Origin of the sequence: Pantoea sp. QMID4, assembly GCF_030270445.1 — a bacterium.
Lineage (GTDB): Bacteria > Pseudomonadota > Gammaproteobacteria > Enterobacterales > Enterobacteriaceae > Pantoea > Pantoea vagans.
Window position 1 is genome coordinate 71,285 of the sequence record NZ_BSXL01000012.1, and the last position, 20,667, is coordinate 91,951.

Annotated in this window: 18 protein-coding genes and 1 pseudogene; 8 read left to right on the forward strand and 11 right to left on the reverse strand. The window is 56.6% G+C overall.

Features of this window, described 5'->3' with window-relative positions:
* Position 1 precedes the first annotated feature (1 nt).
* From QSK07_RS21670 to QSK07_RS21690, 5 genes are read left to right on the forward strand one after another with little or no spacing between them, the layout of a single operon-like run.
* Positions 2 to 913, forward strand: a complete 912-nt coding sequence (locus tag QSK07_RS21670; protein WP_285723066.1) for an ABC transporter substrate-binding protein — start codon at positions 2 to 4, stop codon at positions 911 to 913.
* Positions 910 to 1,893, forward strand: coding sequence for a FecCD family ABC transporter permease (locus tag QSK07_RS21675; RefSeq protein ID WP_285723068.1), 984 nt, complete (start codon positions 910 to 912; stop codon positions 1,891 to 1,893). The genes QSK07_RS21670 and QSK07_RS21675 overlap by 4 nt, the downstream gene beginning before the upstream one ends.
* Entirely contained in the window at positions 1,886 to 2,917 is a 1,032-nt protein-coding gene (locus tag QSK07_RS21680; RefSeq protein ID WP_285723071.1) for a FecCD family ABC transporter permease, read from the forward strand. The genes QSK07_RS21675 and QSK07_RS21680 overlap by 8 nt, the downstream gene beginning before the upstream one ends.
* Positions 2,918 to 2,932: 15 nt before the next feature.
* A complete protein-coding gene (locus QSK07_RS21685) occupies positions 2,933 to 3,727 on the forward strand; it encodes an ABC transporter ATP-binding protein (protein ID WP_098053244.1) in 795 nt (264 codons plus the stop codon).
* Positions 3,714 to 4,460: an IucA/IucC family C-terminal-domain containing protein gene (locus QSK07_RS21690; protein WP_285723073.1), complete on the forward strand. Its 747-nt coding sequence runs from the start codon at positions 3,714 to 3,716 to the stop codon at positions 4,458 to 4,460. Before QSK07_RS21685 ends, QSK07_RS21690 begins: the two co-directional genes overlap by 14 nt.
* A 110-nt stretch (positions 4,461 to 4,570) precedes the next feature.
* Here QSK07_RS21690 and QSK07_RS21695 read toward each other — a convergent pair.
* The 3 genes and pseudogenes from QSK07_RS21695 to QSK07_RS21705 all read right to left on the reverse strand — a co-directional run.
* Positions 4,571 to 4,903, reverse strand: a pseudogene (locus tag QSK07_RS21695) (IS3 family transposase); the annotation flags it as partial.
* 648 nt (positions 4,904 to 5,551) lie between these two features.
* Positions 5,552 to 5,818: a hypothetical protein gene (locus tag QSK07_RS21700; protein WP_285723098.1), complete on the reverse strand. Its 267-nt coding sequence runs from the start codon at positions 5,816 to 5,818 to the stop codon at positions 5,552 to 5,554.
* A gap of 183 nt (positions 5,819 to 6,001) precedes the next feature.
* Positions 6,002 to 6,304 carry a hypothetical protein gene (locus QSK07_RS21705; protein ID WP_285723075.1) on the reverse strand — a complete coding sequence of 101 codons (303 nt, stop codon included), beginning with the start codon at positions 6,302 to 6,304 and terminating at the stop codon, positions 6,002 to 6,004.
* A 780-nt stretch (positions 6,305 to 7,084) separates the two neighbouring features.
* On the opposite strand from QSK07_RS21705, the gene iraP reads away from it, so the two are divergent.
* Positions 7,085 to 7,432, forward strand: a complete 348-nt coding sequence (iraP, locus tag QSK07_RS21710; RefSeq protein WP_285723077.1) for an anti-adapter protein IraP — start codon at positions 7,085 to 7,087, stop codon at positions 7,430 to 7,432.
* 274 nt (positions 7,433 to 7,706) lie between these two features.
* On the opposite strand, the gene QSK07_RS21715 is transcribed toward iraP, so the two are convergent.
* The 5 genes from QSK07_RS21715 to QSK07_RS21735 all read right to left on the reverse strand — a co-directional run bounded on the left by QSK07_RS21715 (position 7,707) and on the right by QSK07_RS21735 (position 10,993).
* Positions 7,707 to 8,207 carry a hypothetical protein gene (locus QSK07_RS21715; protein WP_285723078.1) on the reverse strand — a complete coding sequence of 167 codons (501 nt, stop codon included), beginning with the start codon at positions 8,205 to 8,207 and terminating at the stop codon, positions 7,707 to 7,709.
* 173 nt (positions 8,208 to 8,380) lie between these two features.
* Complete coding sequence (locus QSK07_RS21720) at positions 8,381 to 8,584, reverse strand: hypothetical protein (RefSeq protein ID WP_285723080.1); 204 nt, start codon at positions 8,582 to 8,584, stop codon at positions 8,381 to 8,383.
* Positions 8,585 to 8,655: 71 nt separating this feature from the next.
* Positions 8,656 to 8,913, reverse strand: coding sequence for a MarR family transcriptional regulator (locus QSK07_RS21725; RefSeq protein WP_502921729.1), 258 nt, complete (start codon positions 8,911 to 8,913; stop codon positions 8,656 to 8,658).
* A gap of 238 nt (positions 8,914 to 9,151) precedes the next feature.
* Entirely contained in the window at positions 9,152 to 9,343 is a 192-nt protein-coding gene (locus QSK07_RS21730) for a hypothetical protein (protein WP_285723082.1), read from the reverse strand.
* Between the two features lie 105 nt (positions 9,344 to 9,448).
* On the reverse strand, positions 9,449 to 10,993 hold the full coding sequence (locus tag QSK07_RS21735) for a methyl-accepting chemotaxis protein (RefSeq protein ID WP_285723084.1): 1,545 nt from the start codon (positions 10,991 to 10,993) through the stop codon (positions 9,449 to 9,451).
* Positions 10,994 to 11,443: 450 nt separating this feature from the next.
* Here QSK07_RS21735 and QSK07_RS22905 point away from each other — a divergent pair, with 450 nt between their 5' ends.
* Together QSK07_RS22905 and QSK07_RS21745 are read left to right on the forward strand one after the other, a co-directional pair.
* Positions 11,444 to 11,611, forward strand: a complete 168-nt coding sequence (locus tag QSK07_RS22905; RefSeq protein ID WP_352230981.1) for a biofilm development regulator YmgB/AriR family protein — start codon at positions 11,444 to 11,446, stop codon at positions 11,609 to 11,611.
* A gap of 884 nt (positions 11,612 to 12,495) precedes the next feature.
* Positions 12,496 to 14,160 carry a methyl-accepting chemotaxis protein gene (locus tag QSK07_RS21745; RefSeq protein ID WP_285762121.1) on the forward strand — a complete coding sequence of 555 codons (1,665 nt, stop codon included), beginning with the start codon at positions 12,496 to 12,498 and terminating at the stop codon, positions 14,158 to 14,160.
* Positions 14,161 to 15,206: 1,046 nt separating this feature from the next.
* Here QSK07_RS21745 and QSK07_RS21750 read toward each other — a convergent pair.
* The 3 genes from QSK07_RS21750 to QSK07_RS21760 form a co-directional block, all read right to left on the reverse strand.
* On the reverse strand, positions 15,207 to 16,451 hold the full coding sequence (locus QSK07_RS21750; RefSeq protein WP_285723270.1) for a DUF2254 domain-containing protein: 1,245 nt from the start codon (positions 16,449 to 16,451) through the stop codon (positions 15,207 to 15,209).
* A 985-nt stretch (positions 16,452 to 17,436) separates the two neighbouring features.
* The gene (locus QSK07_RS21755) at positions 17,437 to 17,646 is read right to left on the reverse strand and encodes a hypothetical protein (RefSeq protein WP_033783568.1); all 210 of its coding nucleotides are present in this window, start codon (positions 17,644 to 17,646) and stop codon (positions 17,437 to 17,439) included.
* A 517-nt stretch (positions 17,647 to 18,163) separates the two neighbouring features.
* Entirely contained in the window at positions 18,164 to 20,296 is a 2,133-nt protein-coding gene (locus QSK07_RS21760; protein ID WP_502921732.1) for a putative bifunctional diguanylate cyclase/phosphodiesterase, read from the reverse strand.
* Positions 20,297 to 20,667 lie beyond the last annotated feature (371 nt).

The window sequence follows — 20,667 nt, forward strand, 5'->3', positions numbered from 1 at the left end:
GATGATGAAAAGCCAATTTTTATTCTCACCCGTTCGCCGTCGCTGTCTGCAGGCGCTGCTGCTATACGGCGTTTCCCCCGGCCTGCTGGCTGAACAAACGCCCGCGCGGCGTGCCGTTTCGCTGTTTCAGGGCGCCACTGACAGCCTGGCGGCACTGGGCATTACGCCCTGCGGGATCGTTGAATCCTGGGCTGAAAAGCCGGTTTATCGTTACCTGCGAAAGCAGTTTTATGACGTACCGCAGTTAGGCCTGGAAACTCAGCCGGCGCTTGAAAAAATAGTGCTGCTCAGGCCCGATATTATTTTTGCTTCCCGTTTCCGCCATCAGGATGTTGCGCCGCTGATGGAAAAGATTGCGCCCGTGGTGCTGCTGGATGACGTTTATGAATTTAAAAAAACGCTGACGGTCGTCGCAGAAAAACTTTCAAAGGTCAATGAGGCCAGAGACCTGATTCAGCGATGGGACTCACGGATTGCCACCCTTCAGACCCTTATCAGGGTGCGGTTCGGCGCACAGGCCAGACCCCGGGTGTCCGTCATTGAAATCCGCCCCGACCACATTCGTAGCTACGCTCCGCAAAGCTTTCCCGGCTCGGTGATGTCCGAACTCGGTTTTGACTGGAATGAGCAGGCTGCGCAGACGCGCGGCACGTCGTTGCGCTTTTCCAGCATGGAGAATCTTCCGCTTCTGGATGCCGATATCTTTTTCATTCTGCTCCGGGCGGACAGCCCTGCCATTCTGCGTCAGTACCGGGTGATGACCGCGCATCCGCTCTGGCAGCAACTTCGCGCCGTGAAAGCACGGCAGTTATGGCCGGTTGACAGCGTTTCCTGGAGTCTGTCCGGTGGCATAATTGGCGCAAATCAGATCCTCACTGACACAGAGCAGGCGCTGAGCCGGGGGCTGACGTGAAAGCACGCTTTCTGTTCTGTTGTGCCCTTCTGGCGCTGATGATGCTGCTCAGCGTCATGGCCGGAGTGCGCTTCTACCCGCTGTCGCAGGTGGCGGAAGCTTTTTTTCACACCGATAGCGCCCGGGCGGCCGACACCATCATTCGCACGTCCCGTTTGCCCCGTACCTGGCTGGCAATAGGTGTGGGGGCTTTTCTTGCAGTGGCAGGCGGACTGATGCAGGCGCTGACCCGCAATCCTGTGGCATCGCCTGGGCTGTTCGGCGTCAATGCGGGCGCGGCGCTGGCAATTGTGCTGGCCGGCAGCGTTTTTTCCCTGAACACCCCCTGGCAGACACTTTTACTGGCATTTTTCGGGGCGTGTGCTGCCAGCGCAATGGTGTGGTTAGCCAGCCGGGCAGGTAATGGACGACACAATCCACTCCGGCTGGTGCTGGCTGGCGTGGCGATAACCGCGCTGTGTAATGCCATTACCCAGGCAATCCTCGTTGTCGATCAGGAGACGCTCGATACGATGCTGTTCTGGCTGGCCGGGAGCCTGGCGGGTAATGACCTGCCGCATATCTATGCGATGCTGCTTCCCGGAACGCTGCTGACAGTCGTCGCGTGCCTGTCTGCCAGACAGATGAATGTACTGAGTGCCGGTGAGGAAATTGCTACCGGCCTCGGACAAAACATCGTCCGGGTTCGCCTCCTCGCCAGCCTGCTGGTCGTGGGACTGGCGGGAAACGCCGTCGCACTGGCCGGGAGTATCGGTTTCGTCGGGCTGATAGTGCCACATATCGCCCGCCAGCTGTTTGGCAGTGACCTGCGCCTGATGCTGCCAGCCTGCGCATTGCTCGGTGCGTTACTGTTACTCGCGGCGGATATTGTGGCGCGCGTGATAATATTGCCTCAGGAAGTGCCCGTCGGCGTCATGACGGCTCTGATGGGCGCGCCATTTTTTATAATGCTGGCGCAGCGCAGGGGACATCATGTCTGATAACCGTGTTCTACGCTGCGGTCCGTTTTCCCGCCAGTACACCAGGCGCTTGCCGGTGTTGATGCTGCTCTGCCTGCTGGCTTCGCTGCTGATGACGCTTGCTGCATTAAGCGCCGGCGACGTCCCCCTTCCGTTACCTCAGACGCTGTGGCTCCTGATACAACCTGACGCCAGCCCACAAAGCTTCATCCTGCACGAGCTGCGTTTACCCCGCGTGGCGCTTGCGCTGCTGTCAGGCGCGGGGCTCGGACTCGCAGGACTGGTTATGCAGCTGTTAGTGCGTAATCCGCTGGCATCTCCGGACACGCTCGGCGTAACGACCGGCGCAAGCGTAGGGGCGCTGCTGTGGCTTTCCTTTTTCAGTATTTCCTGGGGCAGCGCGCTGATGCCGGTGGCAGCGATGGCTGGCGCAACCTGCGCGGTTGGCCTGGTCTTCATGCTTTCATGGCGCAGAGGCCTGACGCCGGTTCGACTTATCCTCACTGGCATCGGCATCTCGGCAATGGCGGGCGCAATGGTTACCCTTATCCTTGTTTTCAGCCCGCTGACAACCACCTTTTCTGCGTGGGTGTGGCTTAGCGGCAGCGTTTACGCAGCGACCTGGGAAAAAGTGCGGCATCTCCTCGCCATCGATCTGGCGGCATTGCTGCTATGGCTGTTTTCGCTGCGTTATCTGAGCGCGCTTCTGCTGAATGACGACCTTGCGACAGGCCTGGGTGTGCGGGTCCCTGTGATGCGGGGTCTGCTTTTACTGGGCTGCGTCATACTTTCCGGCGGCGCGATTTCGATGGTGGGCGCCATGGCGTTTATTGGCCTTATAGCGCCACACCTCGGCCGGCTGATCGTAAGCCATGGTATTTTCGGCCAGGCGTTTGTTACCGCATGCTGCGGTGGCGTTATGGTGGTTACTGCCGATCTGCTGGCCAGAACGCTCTTCCGGCCAGCAGATCTTCCGGCAGGCATTTTTGTTGCCCTGGTCGGCGCGCCGTTTTTTCTGGTGTTGCTTGTCCGGCAGCGCACGTAAACTGATGGAGCAAACGTGTCTCTTTCAACTCATAGGCTAAACGTAAGCTATTCACAGCAGCAGGTTATACACTCGCTTGACCTGACCCTGCCCGTAGCCAAAGTCTCTGTACTCATCGGGAGTAACGGTTGTGGTAAAAGCACCCTGCTCCGGGCGATGGCCAGACTTATCAAGCCGCAGTCAGGCACCATTATTCTGGACGGCATGGATATTCATGCCAGCAGTACGGCTCAGGTCGCGCGCAGGCTGGCGATCCTGCCGCAAACGCCTGTCGCACCCGAAGGGATTTCCGTACGTCAGCTCGTCAGTCTGGGGCGTTTCCCTTATCAGAACTGGCTGCGTCAGTGGTCAGCTGAAGATGAAAAGCAGGTAGATGAGGCGCTTCGCCTGACCGGCACTGATGCACTGCAGCATCGTCCCGTGGATGCATTATCGGGCGGGCAGCGGCAGCGCGTCTGGATTGCCATGACGCTGGCGCAGGCGACCGATACGTTGTTGCTGGATGAACCAACCACCTATCTCGATTTAGCCCATCAGATTGAGGTGCTTGAACTGTTGCGTGCCCTGAATCAGACGCAGGGTAAAACCATCATTATGGTTCTGCACGATCTTAATTTGGCCTGCCGCTACGCTGACCATCTGGTGGCCGTACACGACGGGCGAATTTGTGCACAGGGTGCGCCGGGGGACATCATGACTGAACCGCTGGTGAACAAAGTGTTTAACCTTCAGTGCCGGATTATTGAAGATCCTTTCTTTCGCTCGCCGCTGTGCATTCCCTTTCCCGGAGCGTTGCATGCTGACGCCTGAGGAGCATGCCTTTCTGCACAAGAATTTCCGCTTACGCGACCTCGCTGAGGCCGATGCGCGCAGTGTGCCGGCTGAAGATGTACTCGATGCGAAACATTGCGATGAGTTTTTACGTTACGTGATGCCGCTGACAGGCGCACCGGACGTTGCGATTGCAGCCTCGTTGTTTGCAAAACGTCTGGCATTTCTTGCGACGGGCAATGTGCTCTATGCCATGAGCGTGTTTGACAGAGGCCTGCCCTTGTCTCTTTCTGGCAGCCGGCTGGAGTATGCTCACGATAACGGGCTATGGACATCGTCGCTCCCGGCAGACACTGGGGTAACAGGTTATCTTCCCGGTGAGCGAAATGCCTGGCGTGAAGAGGTCGTGTCAGCGCTTTTTAGTGGGTTTCTTGCTCCGCTCTGGCAAAGTCTGGCCGGGGTGAGTGGACTGCCCGTACAGATACTCTGGGAGAATACCGCGGTGCGGGTTTATTCGCTTTATCAGGGCCGGATGAACTGGCTCGACGAAGCGCAGGAACAGCGCAGGGATGCTGACTTCAACTGGTTAATCGGGCAGACTTCCCCGTCGCTCTTTGGCCTGTCCTGGAACCCGCTGCAACGCTTTCGCAGGCCTCTTCAGCAAAACGTGGCGGGAAAGCCTGTGCGCTTTCGTCGCACCTGCTGTTTCTATTATAAAGCAACCGATCCCGCCGAATACTGCCTCAACTGCCCGCTCTGCAGGCCGAAATAAGCGCCGGATTAAGCCGACTGTATCCGGATAATGCCCAGGCTCTGGCCGTGCAATAACCTTCGGTCGGGTCCGTTATGGAGTGACCCCGTTCCCGCAGACATTCATTGCCCTCACGACGAGGCCTTTTCGAAGGCCTCTGGACTGACGCCTCCTAGCTGGCTGTGGCGTCGGGTCCGGTTGTACAACACTTCGATATAATCAAAGATATCAGCCCGGGCCATGTCACGGGTTTTATATATCCGCTTTCTGATGCGCTCTTTTTCTGGCGAACTGAAGATGGATTCTGCCACTGCATCATCCCAGCAGCTGCCGCGCCGGCTCATGCCAGGTGACAGGTAATTAGCCTGGCAGAACCGTCGCCAGTCACCGCGGCCATACTGACTACCCCGGTCGCTGTGCACGATAACGGTTTCCTCAGGCCTTCGTCACCAGACGGCCATCAGAGGAGTAAAACACCTTCGATGTTAGGAACCATTACTACTTCCGCTTTTCGCTCAAAGCAGACCCACTCAGATTGATTGCGCTGAATCAACAAAATCTATTAGCTAAAGTCTGAGCTTTTGCTCATCCATAGACGTGTCAACACGCCCAGTATGCGACGCTTACCCATACCTTCAATCCGTCAGCCATGCCAGCAGAAGCGGCCAGGCATGAGAACGCATTTTTTTACCGCTTACGCTTGTTATCGTGGCAATCTTTTTTATGATTCAGGCTGGCGGCTTCGGCTGACCGCGATAAAAGCAAGAGTCACAGTATTCCTCTTTGTACCGCCGTGATGGCGGTTTTTTTGTCATGAACAAAGACGCACCGCTGTAGTTAACCGTCATCAGTTACCTGAGGCGAAGAGCATGATCTTACAATGTATTCCAGGCCGGCTATCCAGGATACCCTGTAAATAATACGTATTTTCTTACTGAAGCCTGAAGCACAGGAGTATTGTTACGCTGGCAGCAGATGCTGCTCCCCCTCCCCCGGTGACAGCAGTGATGAACTATAATTGTCAGTCTCGCCCGATTTGTAAGGGGTAGTTTTCACTGGTGTGTCAGCTGACAACAACTCTTGTTCAGGGAAATACGATGGATGACGCAGATTTAGCACATGAAGTACAGGAAGCGCTGATTGCTTCGGCCCTGTCCGTCCGGAAGCCCGGACTGACAAGCCCGGACGGCCGGTGTATCTGGTGCCGGGATGAAGCGGCCGTGGCGAATACGGCTTTCTGCTAAGCTGGATGCGGAGAAGATTTCTTCAGAAACGAGCGTCAGGGGAAACAACGTTACGTCCCGTCTGATGAACGCCCGGCAGATAACGCCGGTAAGAATTGATTTCGGGCCGTGCTGTCCTGACGGCCTTTTCGTCATGCCATGTCTCCTCTGCCTGTCCGATACCTTTCCCGTCAGTACATACCGGCCTGCGGTACATTCTGAATCGTCAGGCACACAGCGTTCACCCCGTCAACGTTGCACGCAATGTTTCAGCCCCGGGCTGGCGTCTGCGGTGGTCAGTCTCATCGGCGTTCAGGCGGAAACAGACAGGGGGAGATATTATTCGCTCACCAGACTGCTGAAGTCCTGCACCGACTCTTCGATAACGATGTTGATGTGACAGAAAACCTCGCTGTCCGAAATACGCTGGTAGCGGTAGAAGCGGGAAACCACTATACCGCGAAAGGAGGTCAGGTTTTCATTTTTTTCCGGGTTTCCGCCTATTTCCACGAAGTCGCCGACGTCGGGAATAAACATAACGGGGGTCTCTTCCCCCGAGCTGCGTATAACGTTGCCGCTGGCTGTCAGTTTATGGCTGCCCTTCTCTTTGTACTGATAATCAATACTGTATGTTATTTGCAATTACGCCTCTGCTAACACTGTCAGTGTGAGCTGTCCGTGCGCTTTTTTAACTTCTGAAGCAACAGCTTATCAGAGACACAAAAAACACGTAAACCGCGCGTCAGGAGAAAATAAGGCCGGGTGACGGTCCCGGTCTTACAGCTTTAAGAGGCTGAGTGCTTCCCTCAGGCGCTGCCGGTCGCACGAACGGTGCGCCTGCCATTCCGGCGCCATTTCCTGAATGCCGCGCGTCCTGTATTCCCACAGGGAGCAGGAGAGCGGCGTAATCTGAAAAAGACGGTGCCTTTCAGGCAGCGTCCTGTCACTCAGGCTCTGGTAAAGCTCCTCCGGCAGCTCAGTGGTCTCTGCTGTGTGGCGATTGTAATCAGCGTAAATATCCTGATCGAAAGGACGTAAAAAGGATGAGACCCGATCATATTAACTCACCTTTAATTTGCAAAAAATGCTGAATACAGCAGCGCCGCGGTCTGTCAGAGGGGGGCGTCAGATAAATCTCCGTCACCTCCAGGAGGCCGCACAGTGCAGTCTGCAGATGATAAGCCGTAAGCGCTCCGTCACGCCCGATACTGCTCCTGGCCTGACGATGCGCAGATAACCGGTTCACTCCCATCCCGTCCCCGGACAGGAATACCCGCAGGCGTGCGGCAGAGGGGCGCGTACTGGCTGAATCTGCCCATTTGTTCTGCGGGAGCCGGGACTGACGAGAAAATTTTCAGAACATCACTGCAGGCAGAGCCGGCATGGGATGGTAAAGTCAGCTTTTTAAACGGAGCAGACGCTATGAAAAACGTGGTACTGAGCATGCTGGCTAAAATTTCACACATTGATGCAGGCATGAAGCAGCTCACAGCGCGCGTTGAGGCGCAGTCGCTGCTGATCAGCGCGCTTGTCCTGGCGGTGAGCCGGGAGGGTGGCGTAACGGAGATGATCGAGAGCGCCAACAAAGCCATCAACACCGTGATTGACTCCGCTGAGTCCGACGAACTGCTTAAATCCGATGCTGCCATTCTGTTAAGCGAGCTGCAGGCTCTGCTGAGTATTTCCACGGCGGTCGACAGTGCGGAGGGTGAAATCAATCATGAGGCCCTTGATGAAATAACCGGCGTGACATCCACGGACGGGCGATAACGCGCACTGACATTGCTGCCGCTGGCACGAAGCCCGCTTCCGAAGGCGGTCGTAAACACAAAAAAAACCCGCCATCTTGACGGGTGAACCAGTAGAAAAGTTCAGAATAACTCGTCGTGCCCGGGATCATCACAAACAGGCACAGGATAATTCTGATAAAAAGAAGAGGGATACGCAAGCGAACCGGCAGAAATGACAGAGCTGGCCGGGCACTGCGTCAGGCAAAAAAAACCCGCCGGCGGCGGGGAAATTCGTTACGGGAAGTATCCCGATATCATTCTGAATTCATAAAAATACTTAAGTTCATCAGCAAGTTAGTTTCACAGCCTGACAGTTCAGGGGGGCAACCAGCGGAGCGGTTGCGCATGCGGAGGGGTGATACGCCGCCACGCGCCTGGTCGAGTCTCAGGCCGGCAGATGTCCGCTTCATGGTGCCCCGCCGATCCTCCGGAAAGCCGGATGCCGCGCAATGCCCTGCCGGACGGTGCATCAATTTCCGGTTGAACATACCGTGGCAGAGGCTACCATAGATGGCAGAGTTCTCCGGCAGATACCGGCACGGCCGGCTTCTGCCCTGACTGAAACCAGGAATGCGGTACAACGTAATGTACAGAACAGAAGATGAAAAACGGGCCGACACGAAGATTGGTGAGGCGGTGTTTTTTTTGCTCAGAGAGAAAGCACCGGTTAATGAGATAACGCTGCTTCTCCGGCTGCAGCAGATGCTGATGACGGAAAAGGATGCCGGCTGCAGAAAGGCAACCTTTTCCGCCATCCGGGAAGCTGAAGCGGCATTGCGCAGGCAGAAGCAGGACAGTGCTAACGGCCGCGTCCTGAACCGGGCAGATGACCCGGAACGGGCTGACGGAGCTGTCCCGGGTGCGGCGCTCAGGCACTGATTCACCGCTCATCCGGCTGTGTGTCAGCCGGCTGCTCGCTGAGTCCGCATCATCCTTCTGTGTCACCGGCGACGACGCGGATAGCCCGGCCGTAAAGCTTTTTACGGCCGTCCACCGACCGCGCGGCCTCCTGCTCCAGGACGGTCAGGATCTCTTTCACGCCCACCTTTTTTCCTGACTTCAGCAGGGCCGAGACGGCCTGCCCTATGACTGACTCAATGCTTTCCGTATTATCCGGACTGTCGCTACCCAATTCAGACTCCTGACGCATGCGTATCGTGCTTATATGGCCGGGAACGACGTCATTCAGGTCACCCGGCGGGATTATGATGCCTCCAGTATCCGGCGGGAAATAGTATTATGTGCGGGCATGCCGGCGGCCGCTATCTTCAGCTGGCGGCCCTGCTCCGTCAGAAAAACCAGCACGCGTTGCTCATCCTGCTGCGTGTCGCGCTGCCGGCAGATAACGCCGGTTTTTTCCAGCCGTTTCAGGAGCTGGCTGAGCGTGCCGGAGTCCAGCCGGACGCGCGGGCCGAGCCCGGAGACCGTGAGGCCATACTTTTCCCACAGTATCAGCAGCACCAAATACTGCAGAGGTCAGCCCCAGCGGCTTCAGCCGGGACTGACAGAACTTCGTCATGGCAGGCTCCACCGCGGCAGAAACCGCATCGCGGTTTACTGATGTTTCGTCTTTCATATCATCACGTTTTGCGGATGGGGCCGTTTTTTTCCTGCAGTGCGGACAGCAGCGGTCCGGCGCCCCGTTAAGGGCGCACAGTATTGAGTCAGATTAAATTGATGTCAATGTGAACCGGCCGGTTCAGCGTGCGGCGGCTGTGCAGCGCAGAAAATTATTCATCACCATAATCATCCGGCCCACCGCCATCAGGTCGGCGGTCAGCAGCAGGTCCGTGCGGACCAGCCGGTCCATCAGGACCCGGTCGTTCATCTGCGCCTGAATTCGGGTGTAGAGGGCCGTCGGATGAACCCAGTTGTTGGCAAACGTGTCCACGCTCAGGTATGCCCCCCTCGCTGAGCTGCCGTAACAGCGCGTCCAGGTCGGCCTTAAGAGAGGTGATACGGTCCGGGCCGGCGAATACAGCTTCGCTGTCGTACATCATACGCGAAAGGTCTCCACCATGCCGCGCAGGGCACGGGCCTGCTCTGACAGCGACTGCGATGCCGAAGAGGACTCCTCCACCAGGGCGGCGTTATTCTGCGTCACCCCGTCCATCTGACTGACGGCGATGCTGACCTGGGATATGCCCTGCATCTGCTCGCCGGAGGAGAGGGAAAGGCTGTCCATAGCGTCTGCCAGTTCACCCACCATGCCGACAATCCTCAGGATGCTTTCTCCCGTACCTGCAGCCGCAGCCACGCCGCCTTCCACCTGAGATACGGCCTGTTCAATCAGCAGCTTGATGTCCCGGGCGGCGCTGGCGCTGCGCTGGGCAAGTGACCTGACCTCCCCCGCCACGACGGCAAAGCCCCGCCCCTCCTCGCCGGCGCGTGCTGCCTCCACGGCCGCATTGAGCGCCAGAATGTTGGTCTGAAACGCAATGCCCTCAATGACCGAGGTAATGTCCCGGACCCGGACCGCGCTCAGCGAAATCTCATTCATGGTCTCTGACATGCGCTGCACGTCAGCCTCACCAGCACGGGCCAGCGTGGCGGTCTCGCGCGCCGTGCCCGCGGTCTGGTGAGCTCCGGCCGCGTTGCTTTTCACTGTGGCGGTCAGCTGTTCCATGCTGGCGGCCGTCTCCTGCAGGGCAGCGGCCTGCTGCTCGGTGCGCGAGGAGAGCTCGGTGTTACCCTGCGAAATCTCGTCGGCGGCCAGCGCCACCGAGGCAGACGCGTCCTTAATCTGCGACACCAGTCCGCGCAGGTTCGCCTGCATGCCGTCCAGCGAGGCGAGCAGGCTGGAAGTATCGCCGCGGCGCAGCGTGACCGGCGAGGTCAGATCGCCGGCGGCGATAGCGGCGGCCAGCGCGCGGGCCTGAGCAGGTTCGCCGCCCAGCTGGCGCATCAGCATGCGGACCAGCAGATAGCAGGTTACCACCGACAGCAGAACGGACAGCAGGGCCAGGCCCGACAGGATAACGGCCGTCCGTGAGGTGCGGGCGCTGTTTTCAGAGACGGTATCCCGGCTCAGCTGCATCTCAATGTCCGTCAGGTCATCCAGAGCTTTAAGCAGGATTTTCTGCGCCGGCCGTGCCGTGGTCATCAGATAGGCTGTGGCCTCCTGCTGACGGTTATCCCGCCCCAGCTTTCCGGCCGTCATCAGCGTAGACAGTGCGGCATCCTCCGTTGACAGCGTCCGCTCGAGTGCAGCCTTTCCCTGCGGCGAAACGTTAATGGACATGCTTTTTTGCAGCAGCTCACGCTTCTGAATATAGATATCGCGCTGGGCGGTCAGGCGCTGCCACTCCGGCTGCATCTGCGCCGGGTCGGATATCAGGGCCAGGTTGCGCACGGCAATCGCCATGTCGCGCACGCCGTTCCGCATGTCCACAACCAGTGCAAAGCGCTTCATCTTCACGTCGACAGTATCGTTCATCCCCTCCCGGGCCTGCCACAGGGCGTGAACGGCAATGCCCGTGCACAGGACAAAAAGCAGAATAAGCAGGCCAAAGCCTGCACTGAGGCGCGTTGAAATCTTCATCAGTTCTCCGGTAAACATGTGTTTGATGAAAGGGTATCGGCAGAAAACGCGCATTCAGGAGGGTTGAACACAACAAAGTTGCACGCAATATAGTTTTTCAAAATCGTGCAAGGCATCCACATCACCTGAATATTCTTCTGCGCACGTTAATAACATCCGTCAGTGGATGGTCCCCGGCATGCCTGAGCCAGTCAGGCCGGCTCCGGGTGAATGTTCCGTAAATCCTGCTTAGCCGGGCGTGACGTGCAGGCAGGTCTCGCTTACCCGTCATCACTGACCAGTCAGCATGCTCCATAGCCAGCCGGAGGCAGGAGGGATCCTGCATAGCGATGGGGCACAGGGAACGTCCTGAACACAGTTATGCTACTTAATACGCCCGAACAAAACATACTGCAGCAACGGTATGAGCATGGCGACCGCTTCGTCGCCGAGTCAGCCGTTATCAGCGCCATGCTGCAACGTCTGCAGGCCCGGGGCAGACGGGTACTGCGCAGGGATATGATACTGGCACTCATAGCCGAGATAGAAAGCACCTCTGACGTTGTCAGGCTTGATGTCCTGCGCTGCGCGCTGGAAGTTGTCGTATGCCTCCCGCAGAATGAGGACCGCCGCTACTGACCGGCAGGACATTCATTACCCCGGCGCCGCTGTCCGGCCAGCCGGAAACCGGTACCGGGGTAATGAAAATTGCGATGTGGTGCCAGTAATGCGTGTCAGATATTTGCTGTACCAAAAGTACGCTACAGTGCATGCAAACAGAAATAATACCGGTTTCGCCTGCTCATGCAGAAATCCGGCTTATACTTGTCACATCCTTCACCAGGGATGTCTGACGGTACGCAGCACTACACGTACCGGGCCGCCGCGGGTAAACATTTTTTTCACCCGTGACGCAGGATGACTTGCGTAACCGGATATACGGACCATCCTCAGATAGTGCCGCTTCCCTGCTGAGGCTGGCGCGTTTGCCGTAAAATGTGAACGATTTTGTATTGTTCAGCCCGCTAAAGATGGCGGGTTTTTTTACGGCCATAATTCAGGCATGACCCCCAATGCATGGCTGTGAGAGTTATCTGACGTAAAATTTTTTGCCGCCTGCGCTTGTTGTTACGGAATTCTCCTTTCCCCTTCAGGATGGCTGGCGGCTCTGCCTGACCGCGATAAAAACGTCTCAGTATTCCTCTTTATGCCGCCTTATGGCGGTTTTTTTTACCCGAAGCAACGGCAACGGTCACACTATAGCCAGCAGTATCCATTTACCTGCCCGTTCAGCGGTTCGGGGCCGGAGTTATATGTTCAGCCTGCCCGGACGCGCAGATGTTATCAGGGAAGCGCCTGCTGTCTGCTTTGTGCCAGATGCTGACCTTCCTTATTTATCTCATTGCACTGATGTTTTTTATTTAAAATAACGTTTCCTGCTTTTATGTCGATATAGATGCTGAAAGTTTTCATTATTTCAGATTTTATAAATTATCAGTCATTTACAATGGCAGGAGTAACAGATGACGATCACACAGCGATTGCTGCTCACCTTTTCACTTCTCTCCGCTGCGCTGGTCGCGATGGTCATCGTGGCCGTCGTGGTCGCTGGCGGTTTTCAGTCCCGCTTTCAGTATGTGCAGGAAAACACCGTTGCTTCCCTTCTGGACCTGGGAAAGCTGACAGACGGCAGTAACTCCCTCATTATCTGGCTCTACCGGCATCAGAGCGCCACAGAGCCCCGGCGGCAGGCCGAAGTCGAAAAGAAAATTGATGAAACTATCAGTAGTATCAAATCACTGAACCAGTATTATCTGAACAACGACGTATCGAACGAGCAGGACCGGCAACTGACCGAGGCGGCCTTTTCCACCATTAAACAGATTGAATCCTCGCTGCCGGCATTTCTTGCCGGCTCACGCGCGCAGAATGACGCCGTTGCGCTGGGCGCGCTTCAGAGCAATGAAGGCATTGGTGAAGCGGCCCGCCAGCTGATTGCGGGCTACAGGAAACAGCTGAAACTTAACGCGGACATTGGTAGCGCCCTGCGTAAAGAAAATGACCGAACTTACAAGATGACACTCTGGGGCCTGCTGAGCGGCTCAGCGCTGGCCATTTCTGTCCTGGCCTTTTTTGCCCTGAAAACCGTTTTTGCCATCCGGCGCCAGCTCAACGGGATGCGCCAGACCATGGAAACCGCCAGCGAGCGGCTTGACCTGACTCTCAGGGTGGACGAGTCGCGGCGGGATGAAATCGGCCTGACCGCGAAGGCGTTTAACCAGCTGATTGAAAACGTCTCGGCTTCGCTGTCGAAAGTCGAGGCCTCTGCACAGTCGGTCAGCTCTGCTTCGGCGCAGATATCTGCTGGTAATGAGGACCTCTCCTCCCGTACAGAGGAGCAGGCGGCCTCACTGGAGCAGACGGCAGCGAGTATGTCCGAACTCAGTGAAACGGTTCGTCAGACGGCAGAGAACACCGCTCTCGCCAGCCAGCTGGCGAAGAACGCCCGGGATATTTCAGAAGACAGTGCCGGTCGGGTAAGCACACTGCTGGGTACCATGGGTGACATCAGGGGAAGCTCTGCAAAAATCACGGATATTATCGGCCTCATTGAAGGGATTGCGTTTCAGACCAACATTCTGGCCCTGAACGCCGCCGTAGAGGCCGCCCGCGCAGGGGAGCAGGGGCGTGGCTTTGCGGTGGTAGCCGGCGAAGTGCGCAACCTTGCGCAGCGCTCATCCTCATCCGCCCGTGAAATCAAGGAGCTGATTGAATCGTCAATCGGCTTTGTGGAGGCCGGGGCGGCCCAGGCTGAGGGCGTGGGCGAGAATATGTCCCGCATGAACGATGCCGCGCGGCAGGTCACTGACCTTGTGGACGAGATCTCCGTCGCCGCCAGCGAACAGTCTAAGGGGATAGAGCAGGTCCACCTGGCAGTAAATCAGATGGATGACGTGACGCAGCAGAACGCCGCGCTGGTTGAAGAGGCCTCTGCAGCCTCATGTTCACTGATGGAGCAGGCGGCATCGCTGAACCAGCTTGTCAGTACCTTTACGCTGGTTTCCGCTTCAGGTCAGACACCCACTGTGCGCGCTGACGCAGTCCGTCCGGTACGGACGGCAGCCTTATTACGCTCTGCGCCAGTTGTTGCGGCAGCAGCAGGGGATGATAACTGGCAGAGCTTCTGAAGCAGACGTCAGATTAATTTGATTGAGGGGTGGAGCGGCGGCGTTCACCAGACACTGTAACACCGCCGTGTTAAGAGCATTTTTCTCTTCGTATGGACTGAAAAATTCTCATTGCGCTTTACTGAGTTCGCCAGCAACCCACGCCAGACAATGGATGTAGCGCCCGGCCTTCACCAGCCATTCCGTGGCACAGATACTGTCTCCATCATGAGACCCGATGCCGGTTTCATGGTTAGGGTAAATACAGCGTATGTGAAGGTACGAAAAAAATGTGCCACCCGGCCTCATGCCAGCGCGGCGCATGCCGATAATCTTTGTACGCCTCCCCTGGGCGATATAAAACGATAAGTGACCGTAACTGATGTGGTTCTGGCTTCTCCTGCCCCGGAGAAGCCTTTTTTTCGCCTGCGGGGGGATGCTGGCTTGTGTAGCCGCATTTTTCTTCCATGCAGTAAACGTGCCGTTCCCCTGCAGAAGCCGGTACGTCTGCAGTGCACTGCAGGCGTTGATTGAGATCCACTCGCTGAATATGGCTGGTTTTTACGGATAAAGTCCCTGGACTTCAGTATTCATGCTCAGCCATGACGGGAGACAGACCCAGGCATAAGAAGTTTTGTTCCCGCTTACGCTTGTTATTGTGGCGATCTTTTTTATGATTAAGACTGGCCGGCGGCTACGGCTGACCGCGATAAAAGCAAGAGTCACAGTATTCCTCTTTGTACCGCCTTATGGCGGTTTTTTTGCCCTGAAAACGGGCGTTAACATCAGCTGACGTCAGCACACAGCGCACTTTGCAGAGCATCAGGCGGCACATCAGCCTGCTCCGGAAAAATGCAGCAAAGGTAACAAGTACAAAAATAAGCCCAGCAGAGATGAAAAATACTGGAGGGTTGATGTGGTTTGGTCTGTGCCGGTTTTCAGTTTCTGATGAAGGCATAAGTATTCTGCCTGGAGCGGATGAAGACAAATGTAGCAATCAGTATGGAGCAGTAAAAACGACAGGCTGCCGGATGATTAATAGTGCAGCAGCCTGGCCGGTTCTGGCTTCATCTGCTCTGCCAGTGCGAGGCACGCTCCACAGCAGACCTGTCCGCTTCACAGGTCATCGCGAAATTTGCGCGTGCCAGTGCGAGACCCGCGTGGCGCTGCGCATCTGCGGCATAATCATGAGGCGCTATCATGGCCAGCGCATGCAGCGCTTTCTGCAGACGTAGCTGTACTTCAACCAGTGCGGCACCATCGCGCGCAATGCCTGTAAATATATCGTCGAACATATCGCCGATTAGCGCAGGCGTCATAAAGAGATGCGGATAACGTACCGTAACAGAGTCTGCTGAAGGGGGCTGGCTGAACAGTCTGACAGCCCGCCCGATAATATCTATGGCAGTGCCGGGATCGTTTACGGCCGGAGATAAAGCGCGTGAGGCAATTTCGGACAATACACACAGGCCAAAGCGGGGATCCTGATCAAAGGAGCGCTGTTCGCCCAGCGTAAAGGCATTACGCAGTTTGTGACGTTCATCATCAGAAAGCGGCTTGTTACACCAGAACAGTGCGGCACCACAGTGAACAAAACTGCCCGGTTGCGCAGCAAGGTAAAGGTTACAGCCACTTTCTTCTGCGAAATCGGAAAGATGCTTCAGATCCAGATGCTGCACATAGCCCGTCTCCGGCGGAAACACGCCCTGCTTAAAGGCCGCCTCCGGCAGGGTACCATCCCATGCAGCGCAGCCCAGACAGGGTTCCTGAAGGCGGCTGTGAAGCGCCGCCGTTGTGGCTTCCTCAACGCGACGCGATGTGTCAGACATGCGGCCAAACTGTGCCAGATGCTGTATCCAGCGCAGAAGAGTAATAACAATCATGGCAATGACTGCAAGGGTAACAAAAAACAGAACAACCCGCCCCTGTGTGCCATAGGCACCCATGCCCAGGGCAATAATGCCCACCAGGCTGTAAAGAAAGGAACCGATAAAGGTTGCGAGCACATTCTGTGTCGTACCATCCTCAAGCAGCAGCACGGTCGCGCGTGGTGTGACGCTGCTGCTGGCAGAGTTATAGGCAGAGACCATGATGTTGAGAGAAAAGGTGGTAACGGCCAGCATGCTTGAGGCGAGAATGGCCAGAATTTTGTCCACCGCGTCACTGCCCACGATGCCGGAAACCGAAGCTGGTATGAAGGATTTAACAGCGATAGCGACCAGGGCAGTAATAATGGCCAGCACTGCGAATAATGAGCTGCGAAACCACAGCTGCCGGGTCAGCCGGTGAATAAGCCATTGCGTTTTGGACATCATGTTGCCTGTTGTAATGAGTTTAAAAAAAGTCTGCCGGCTGTGGATCACCTTCTGCCTGATCCGGCTGACGCAAAGCAGAGCGCCGGCACTTCGCCGATGCATTGCTTCAGACGATGAAAAGGATATCTGCAAGGAATTTTCTGCATGAGCCTGTCAGAGTATTCAACAGATATCATTTTTCTGTCATCCATCGGCTGTTCTCATAATAGATTCTTTCTGTAAGGTGTCTGTCCGGGGTATTTGCTGATACGGTCAGAATATTTTTGTGTTGTATCTGTCACGCAGAAACAGCCGTGCTATCGGTTCTGAAGTAGCATAAAAAAGCCCGGCGACCGGGCAATGACTCAGCCGTTCCTGTCTGAGCAGGTTACGGGGTGGGTTCAGTCAGGGTCGATGAGTATCAGAGACTGAGCCAGGCGGCAGAAGGAAAAATACCCGATTTGGAAGCTGGCAGCCCGTACGAATCGCGGCGGCGGTTTCAGACTCCTGACTGGCTTCGCTCTGCTGTGCGGCAGGCCTCTTCCTTTTTGTCTGCAACATATCAGTCAGCAGCGGGGCCGCTTTCTCCCTCGCCGCCTGTTACAGAGAAGAGAAGTGTTGTGAGATGACCGGTGTAAGTGGTAAGACCTCCCGGCGTCATTTTTTATGGCGAAAAAAAGCCCGCTTTACACGGGCTAATCATAACAGAGCATTCAATAGAGAAGCGTTTATTGAGCAATTTATGCTCATCTGATCCATCGGTCAGCCGCGTGAAAACTTTAGCCGGCATGGCATGCCGACTGAAAAAACCACCGACATAAAAACGCATGATACCGATGTCAGGATGCTGTATTTTTCAGCCGGAGCCGCTCACCGGTCACCCCGATCCCGCTGTTATCTTAATCAGTCCCCTGCTGATAACGCTGTCTGCTACCGAAGGGCACTGAGCCGCGCCCGGGCAGTGGTAAAGCTCAGACCTGATTTACGAAGGGGCTTATTACGATCAGTCACCAGCCCGCTGGCGCTGCTCACGCTGATATTTGTGATAATCCTCATCACACTCTGCTGAGCAGAACGCTGTGTCAGCCACAACAGCCTCATCTTTGCACCATATACATTTACCATTGGGGCTTACCAGTCGCGGCTTACGCGCGGACAGTGAGGCAGTCAGGTGCGCTTCTTCGCGTTCCTGTGCCTGATCTACATCATCCAAAATTTTCTCCATTAACATTACAGAACGTCCTGTGGCCAGTGTCCGCAGGAGTAATAAGATCCCGCGCTGAATCATCCCGGTCAGTGTGGATAAAGACACAAGGCGTGGTAACGCAGTTCGTCAGGGGGACGTGATTTCAGATTAGTCACTCAACACGTTGCCTGTCCGGGTAAAATACGTTCCTGATTAATTATCTTACAAATGTGTGAACCGGCGCGTTTTATATTCCCACCCCATTGAAAATATTGTCTGTTCATACGGCGCTTACTGAACGTGGATCAGACAGGGTGACAGACTGTGACATCAGGCCAGCCTTCACCACAATAATTTCGTCGAATGGCAATGTGTGCAAAAGCGTTACTCCGTGTGCAGCGGCTGACCTCAGCCAGTGCCTGAACGGGAGCCTGTGACCTGAATAGTGAACAGTTTCCCGGTCACGTCCGTTCATCGTCGTCATCAGTCGGGCAGATAATTCTGCAGCCTGATTGGTTACGGGAATGGTCTTTTCACTGCGTCATCAGGGGGCGGGCTGCCTGTGCGTTAAGCTGTCGTCATCCGACATCAGCAGTGCCTCAAAAGCCACCGTAGTGAGCGGCCTGCACAGTCCGTTACCCTGCATAACATCGCAACGGGCGGTCGTCACAAATACCTGCTGTGCCGTATCTTCAACTCCCTCCGCCGATACGCTGAGTCCGAGGCTTTTTCCCAGGGCTGCGATAGCACGGAACATCATCCGAATGCGTGTACTGTTACCCAGTTGAAGAGTCAGGGACTTATCAATTTTGAAACCGCTGACGAAGCCGTGCTGCAGCAGACTAATGGCACCCAGCGTTCGTCCATAATGATCGATAACGAACCGGGCGCCCGTACGCCTGATTGCCTCTAACTGTGCCGGCCTGTCCTGAACCAGCTCCGCCAGCAGCGGTTCATCAACCTCCAGCTCAACAAAGGCTGCATCGCCGCCTGCAGACTCGCGCAGCACATTTTCAAGACTACTGCAGGTCAGCTGGCGCGGGAACAGGTTGATGCTGACCCGAAGCTGCGGGCAGCTGGCCTGCCACTGACGTACCTGCGCCAGTGCAGTCCGGATAATCCAGTTGCCCAGTACGACCGAAAGCGGGCTCTTTACAAGCATATCGGTAAACCCGGACGGCATCAGCAGGCCCCGTACGGGATGCTGCCAGCGCAACAGCGCCTCGCAGCCCACGATGCGGCCGCTGCCGGCATCATAGCGGGGCTGATAGTGAAGAAGGAACTGCTGCTGCCTTACTGCGGTTTCCACTTCGTGCTCAAGGCGGCGGCGCTGCTGCTCTGCCTCGCGAAATGCTGGCCGGAAATGGACGCTGCGGCCTTTACCCGAGGCTTTGGCCCGGTAAAGCGCCAGGTCAGCCGCCGACATCAGCGTGGACGGATCCTTACCGTGTTCCGGACAGGAGGCAATGCCGGCGCTGGCACCAGCCACGACGCGCGAGCCATGATAACGCAAAGGTGTCTGCACGGCCGCGATAAGACGCTCTGCCGTTGAGCTGGCATCATCATACCCGCCAGGCAACAGGATGATAAACTCGTCACCGCCCAGCCGGGCGGCAATTATGGCATCAGTACACACCCGCCGGATCTGATCAGCCACATGACACAGCAGTGCATCGCCGGCAGCGTGGCCGAGCGTATCATTGACTTCCTTGAAGCCATCCAGATCCATCATGAGCAGCATGCATGACACGCCGGCCTCAGTCAGCTGAGTCAGCTGCTGCATAAACGCGCTGCGGCTGGCCAGCCGGGTCAGCATGTCCAGAGAGGCCAGCTCGCACAGGCGTGCCTCGCTCTCATGCCGGGCAGTCACATCACGGATGATCATTCCCACCAGGCGCGTGTCGCCTTCACGCCAGTCCGAGAACGAGACTTCGGCCGGAAATTCCCGGCCGTCGCGACGTCGCCCCCATGTCTGCATCGTGCGCGGCAGGGAAATCGCCGTATCTTCGCCGGTGAGACGGTCCAGCTCATTGCGGTAGTCGGTCTGACAGCGGTCAGCAATAAGTCCGGCCACGTACTGGCCCGCCATCTCCTCCGGTCCGTAGCCAAACATGCCGGTGGCGGCCGGATTCCAGAAAGTGATGCCACGGCGCAGGTCGGTACAGATAATGGCGTCCGGCGAGGTGGCAGAAATGGACTCCAGCCGCTGCTGGCTGGCATGGCGCAACTGATCAATCCGGTGAACCTCCATCCTGTCCATCACCAGGGCAGCGATGTCAGTGAGATGCTGCCGGTCGGCATCCGTGAGTGGCGGACGCGGGGCCGTATCGGTCAGGCATACGGTGCCGATAATATGGCCATCCGGCGTTGTCAGTGGGATCCCCGCATAGAAGCGGATATGCGGATATCCCTGAACCAGCGGACTGTCGCGAAAGCGCGGGTCATTTAGGGCGTCAGATACGCAAAGCAACTCCCCCAGCGCCAGCGTATGATCGCAGAAGGACACGCGCCGGGTGGTACCGGATATGTTCAGCCCGTAGCGTGACGTGAAAATCTGCCGCTGGTCATCAATCAGAGAAACAAAGGCGGTGGGTACCCGAAAAAGACGTGCGGCAAGCGTGGTGAGCCGGTCAAGCGCGTTTTCCGAAAGCGCATCCGCCCGCTGGTACTCCGCCAGTGCAGCCAGGCGGGCGATCTCATGATCTGTGGTCGTGCGTTTCAGAATCTGTCCCCTTGAGTGTAAGAACTGTGGCAGGCATGACACAGCAAAAAGGAGACGGGTTCAATCAGACCAGTCCGCAGGAATCCCTGCCGCTCCGCAGCCTGAAGACAGGGCCGCGAGCGGCCTCCCCTTGACGGGAGAGATATTATGCCGGGCAATCGGGGCAACACAGCATTGCTGTTCCGGACGCCGTTAGGTGGCAGGTTACCGCTGCTGTAAGGCGCACAGCTGGCAGATAACGCAGTCGGGATATTGCAGCCGCGCTGACTGAAGCGCATGTGTAAGAGTGTGAAAAGTGCCCATAAACTTTCTCCTGCCGGCCCGTG

Coding starts and splice junctions, on each gene's coding strand:
- QSK07_RS21670 (WP_285723066.1), top strand. CDS start 2: ATGATGAAAAGCCAATTTTTATTCTCACCCGTTCGCCGTCGCTGTCTG.
- QSK07_RS21680 (WP_285723071.1), top strand. CDS start 1,886: ATGTCTGATAACCGTGTTCTACGCTGCGGTCCGTTTTCCCGCCAGTAC.
- QSK07_RS21690 (WP_285723073.1), top strand. CDS start 3,714: ATGCTGACGCCTGAGGAGCATGCCTTTCTGCACAAGAATTTCCGCTTA.
- QSK07_RS21700 (WP_285723098.1), bottom strand. CDS start 5,818: ATGACGAAAAGGCCGTCAGGACAGCACGGCCCGAAATCAATTCTTACC.
- iraP (WP_285723077.1), top strand. CDS start 7,085: ATGAAAAACGTGGTACTGAGCATGCTGGCTAAAATTTCACACATTGAT.
- QSK07_RS21715 (WP_285723078.1), bottom strand. CDS start 8,207: ATGGCGGAAAAGGTTGCCTTTCTGCAGCCGGCATCCTTTTCCGTCATC.
- QSK07_RS21735 (WP_285723084.1), bottom strand. CDS start 10,993: ATGAAGATTTCAACGCGCCTCAGTGCAGGCTTTGGCCTGCTTATTCTG.
- QSK07_RS22905 (WP_352230981.1), top strand. CDS start 11,444: ATGCTGCAACGTCTGCAGGCCCGGGGCAGACGGGTACTGCGCAGGGAT.
- QSK07_RS21745 (WP_285762121.1), top strand. CDS start 12,496: ATGACGATCACACAGCGATTGCTGCTCACCTTTTCACTTCTCTCCGCT.
- QSK07_RS21750 (WP_285723270.1), bottom strand. CDS start 16,451: ATGTCCAAAACGCAATGGCTTATTCACCGGCTGACCCGGCAGCTGTGG.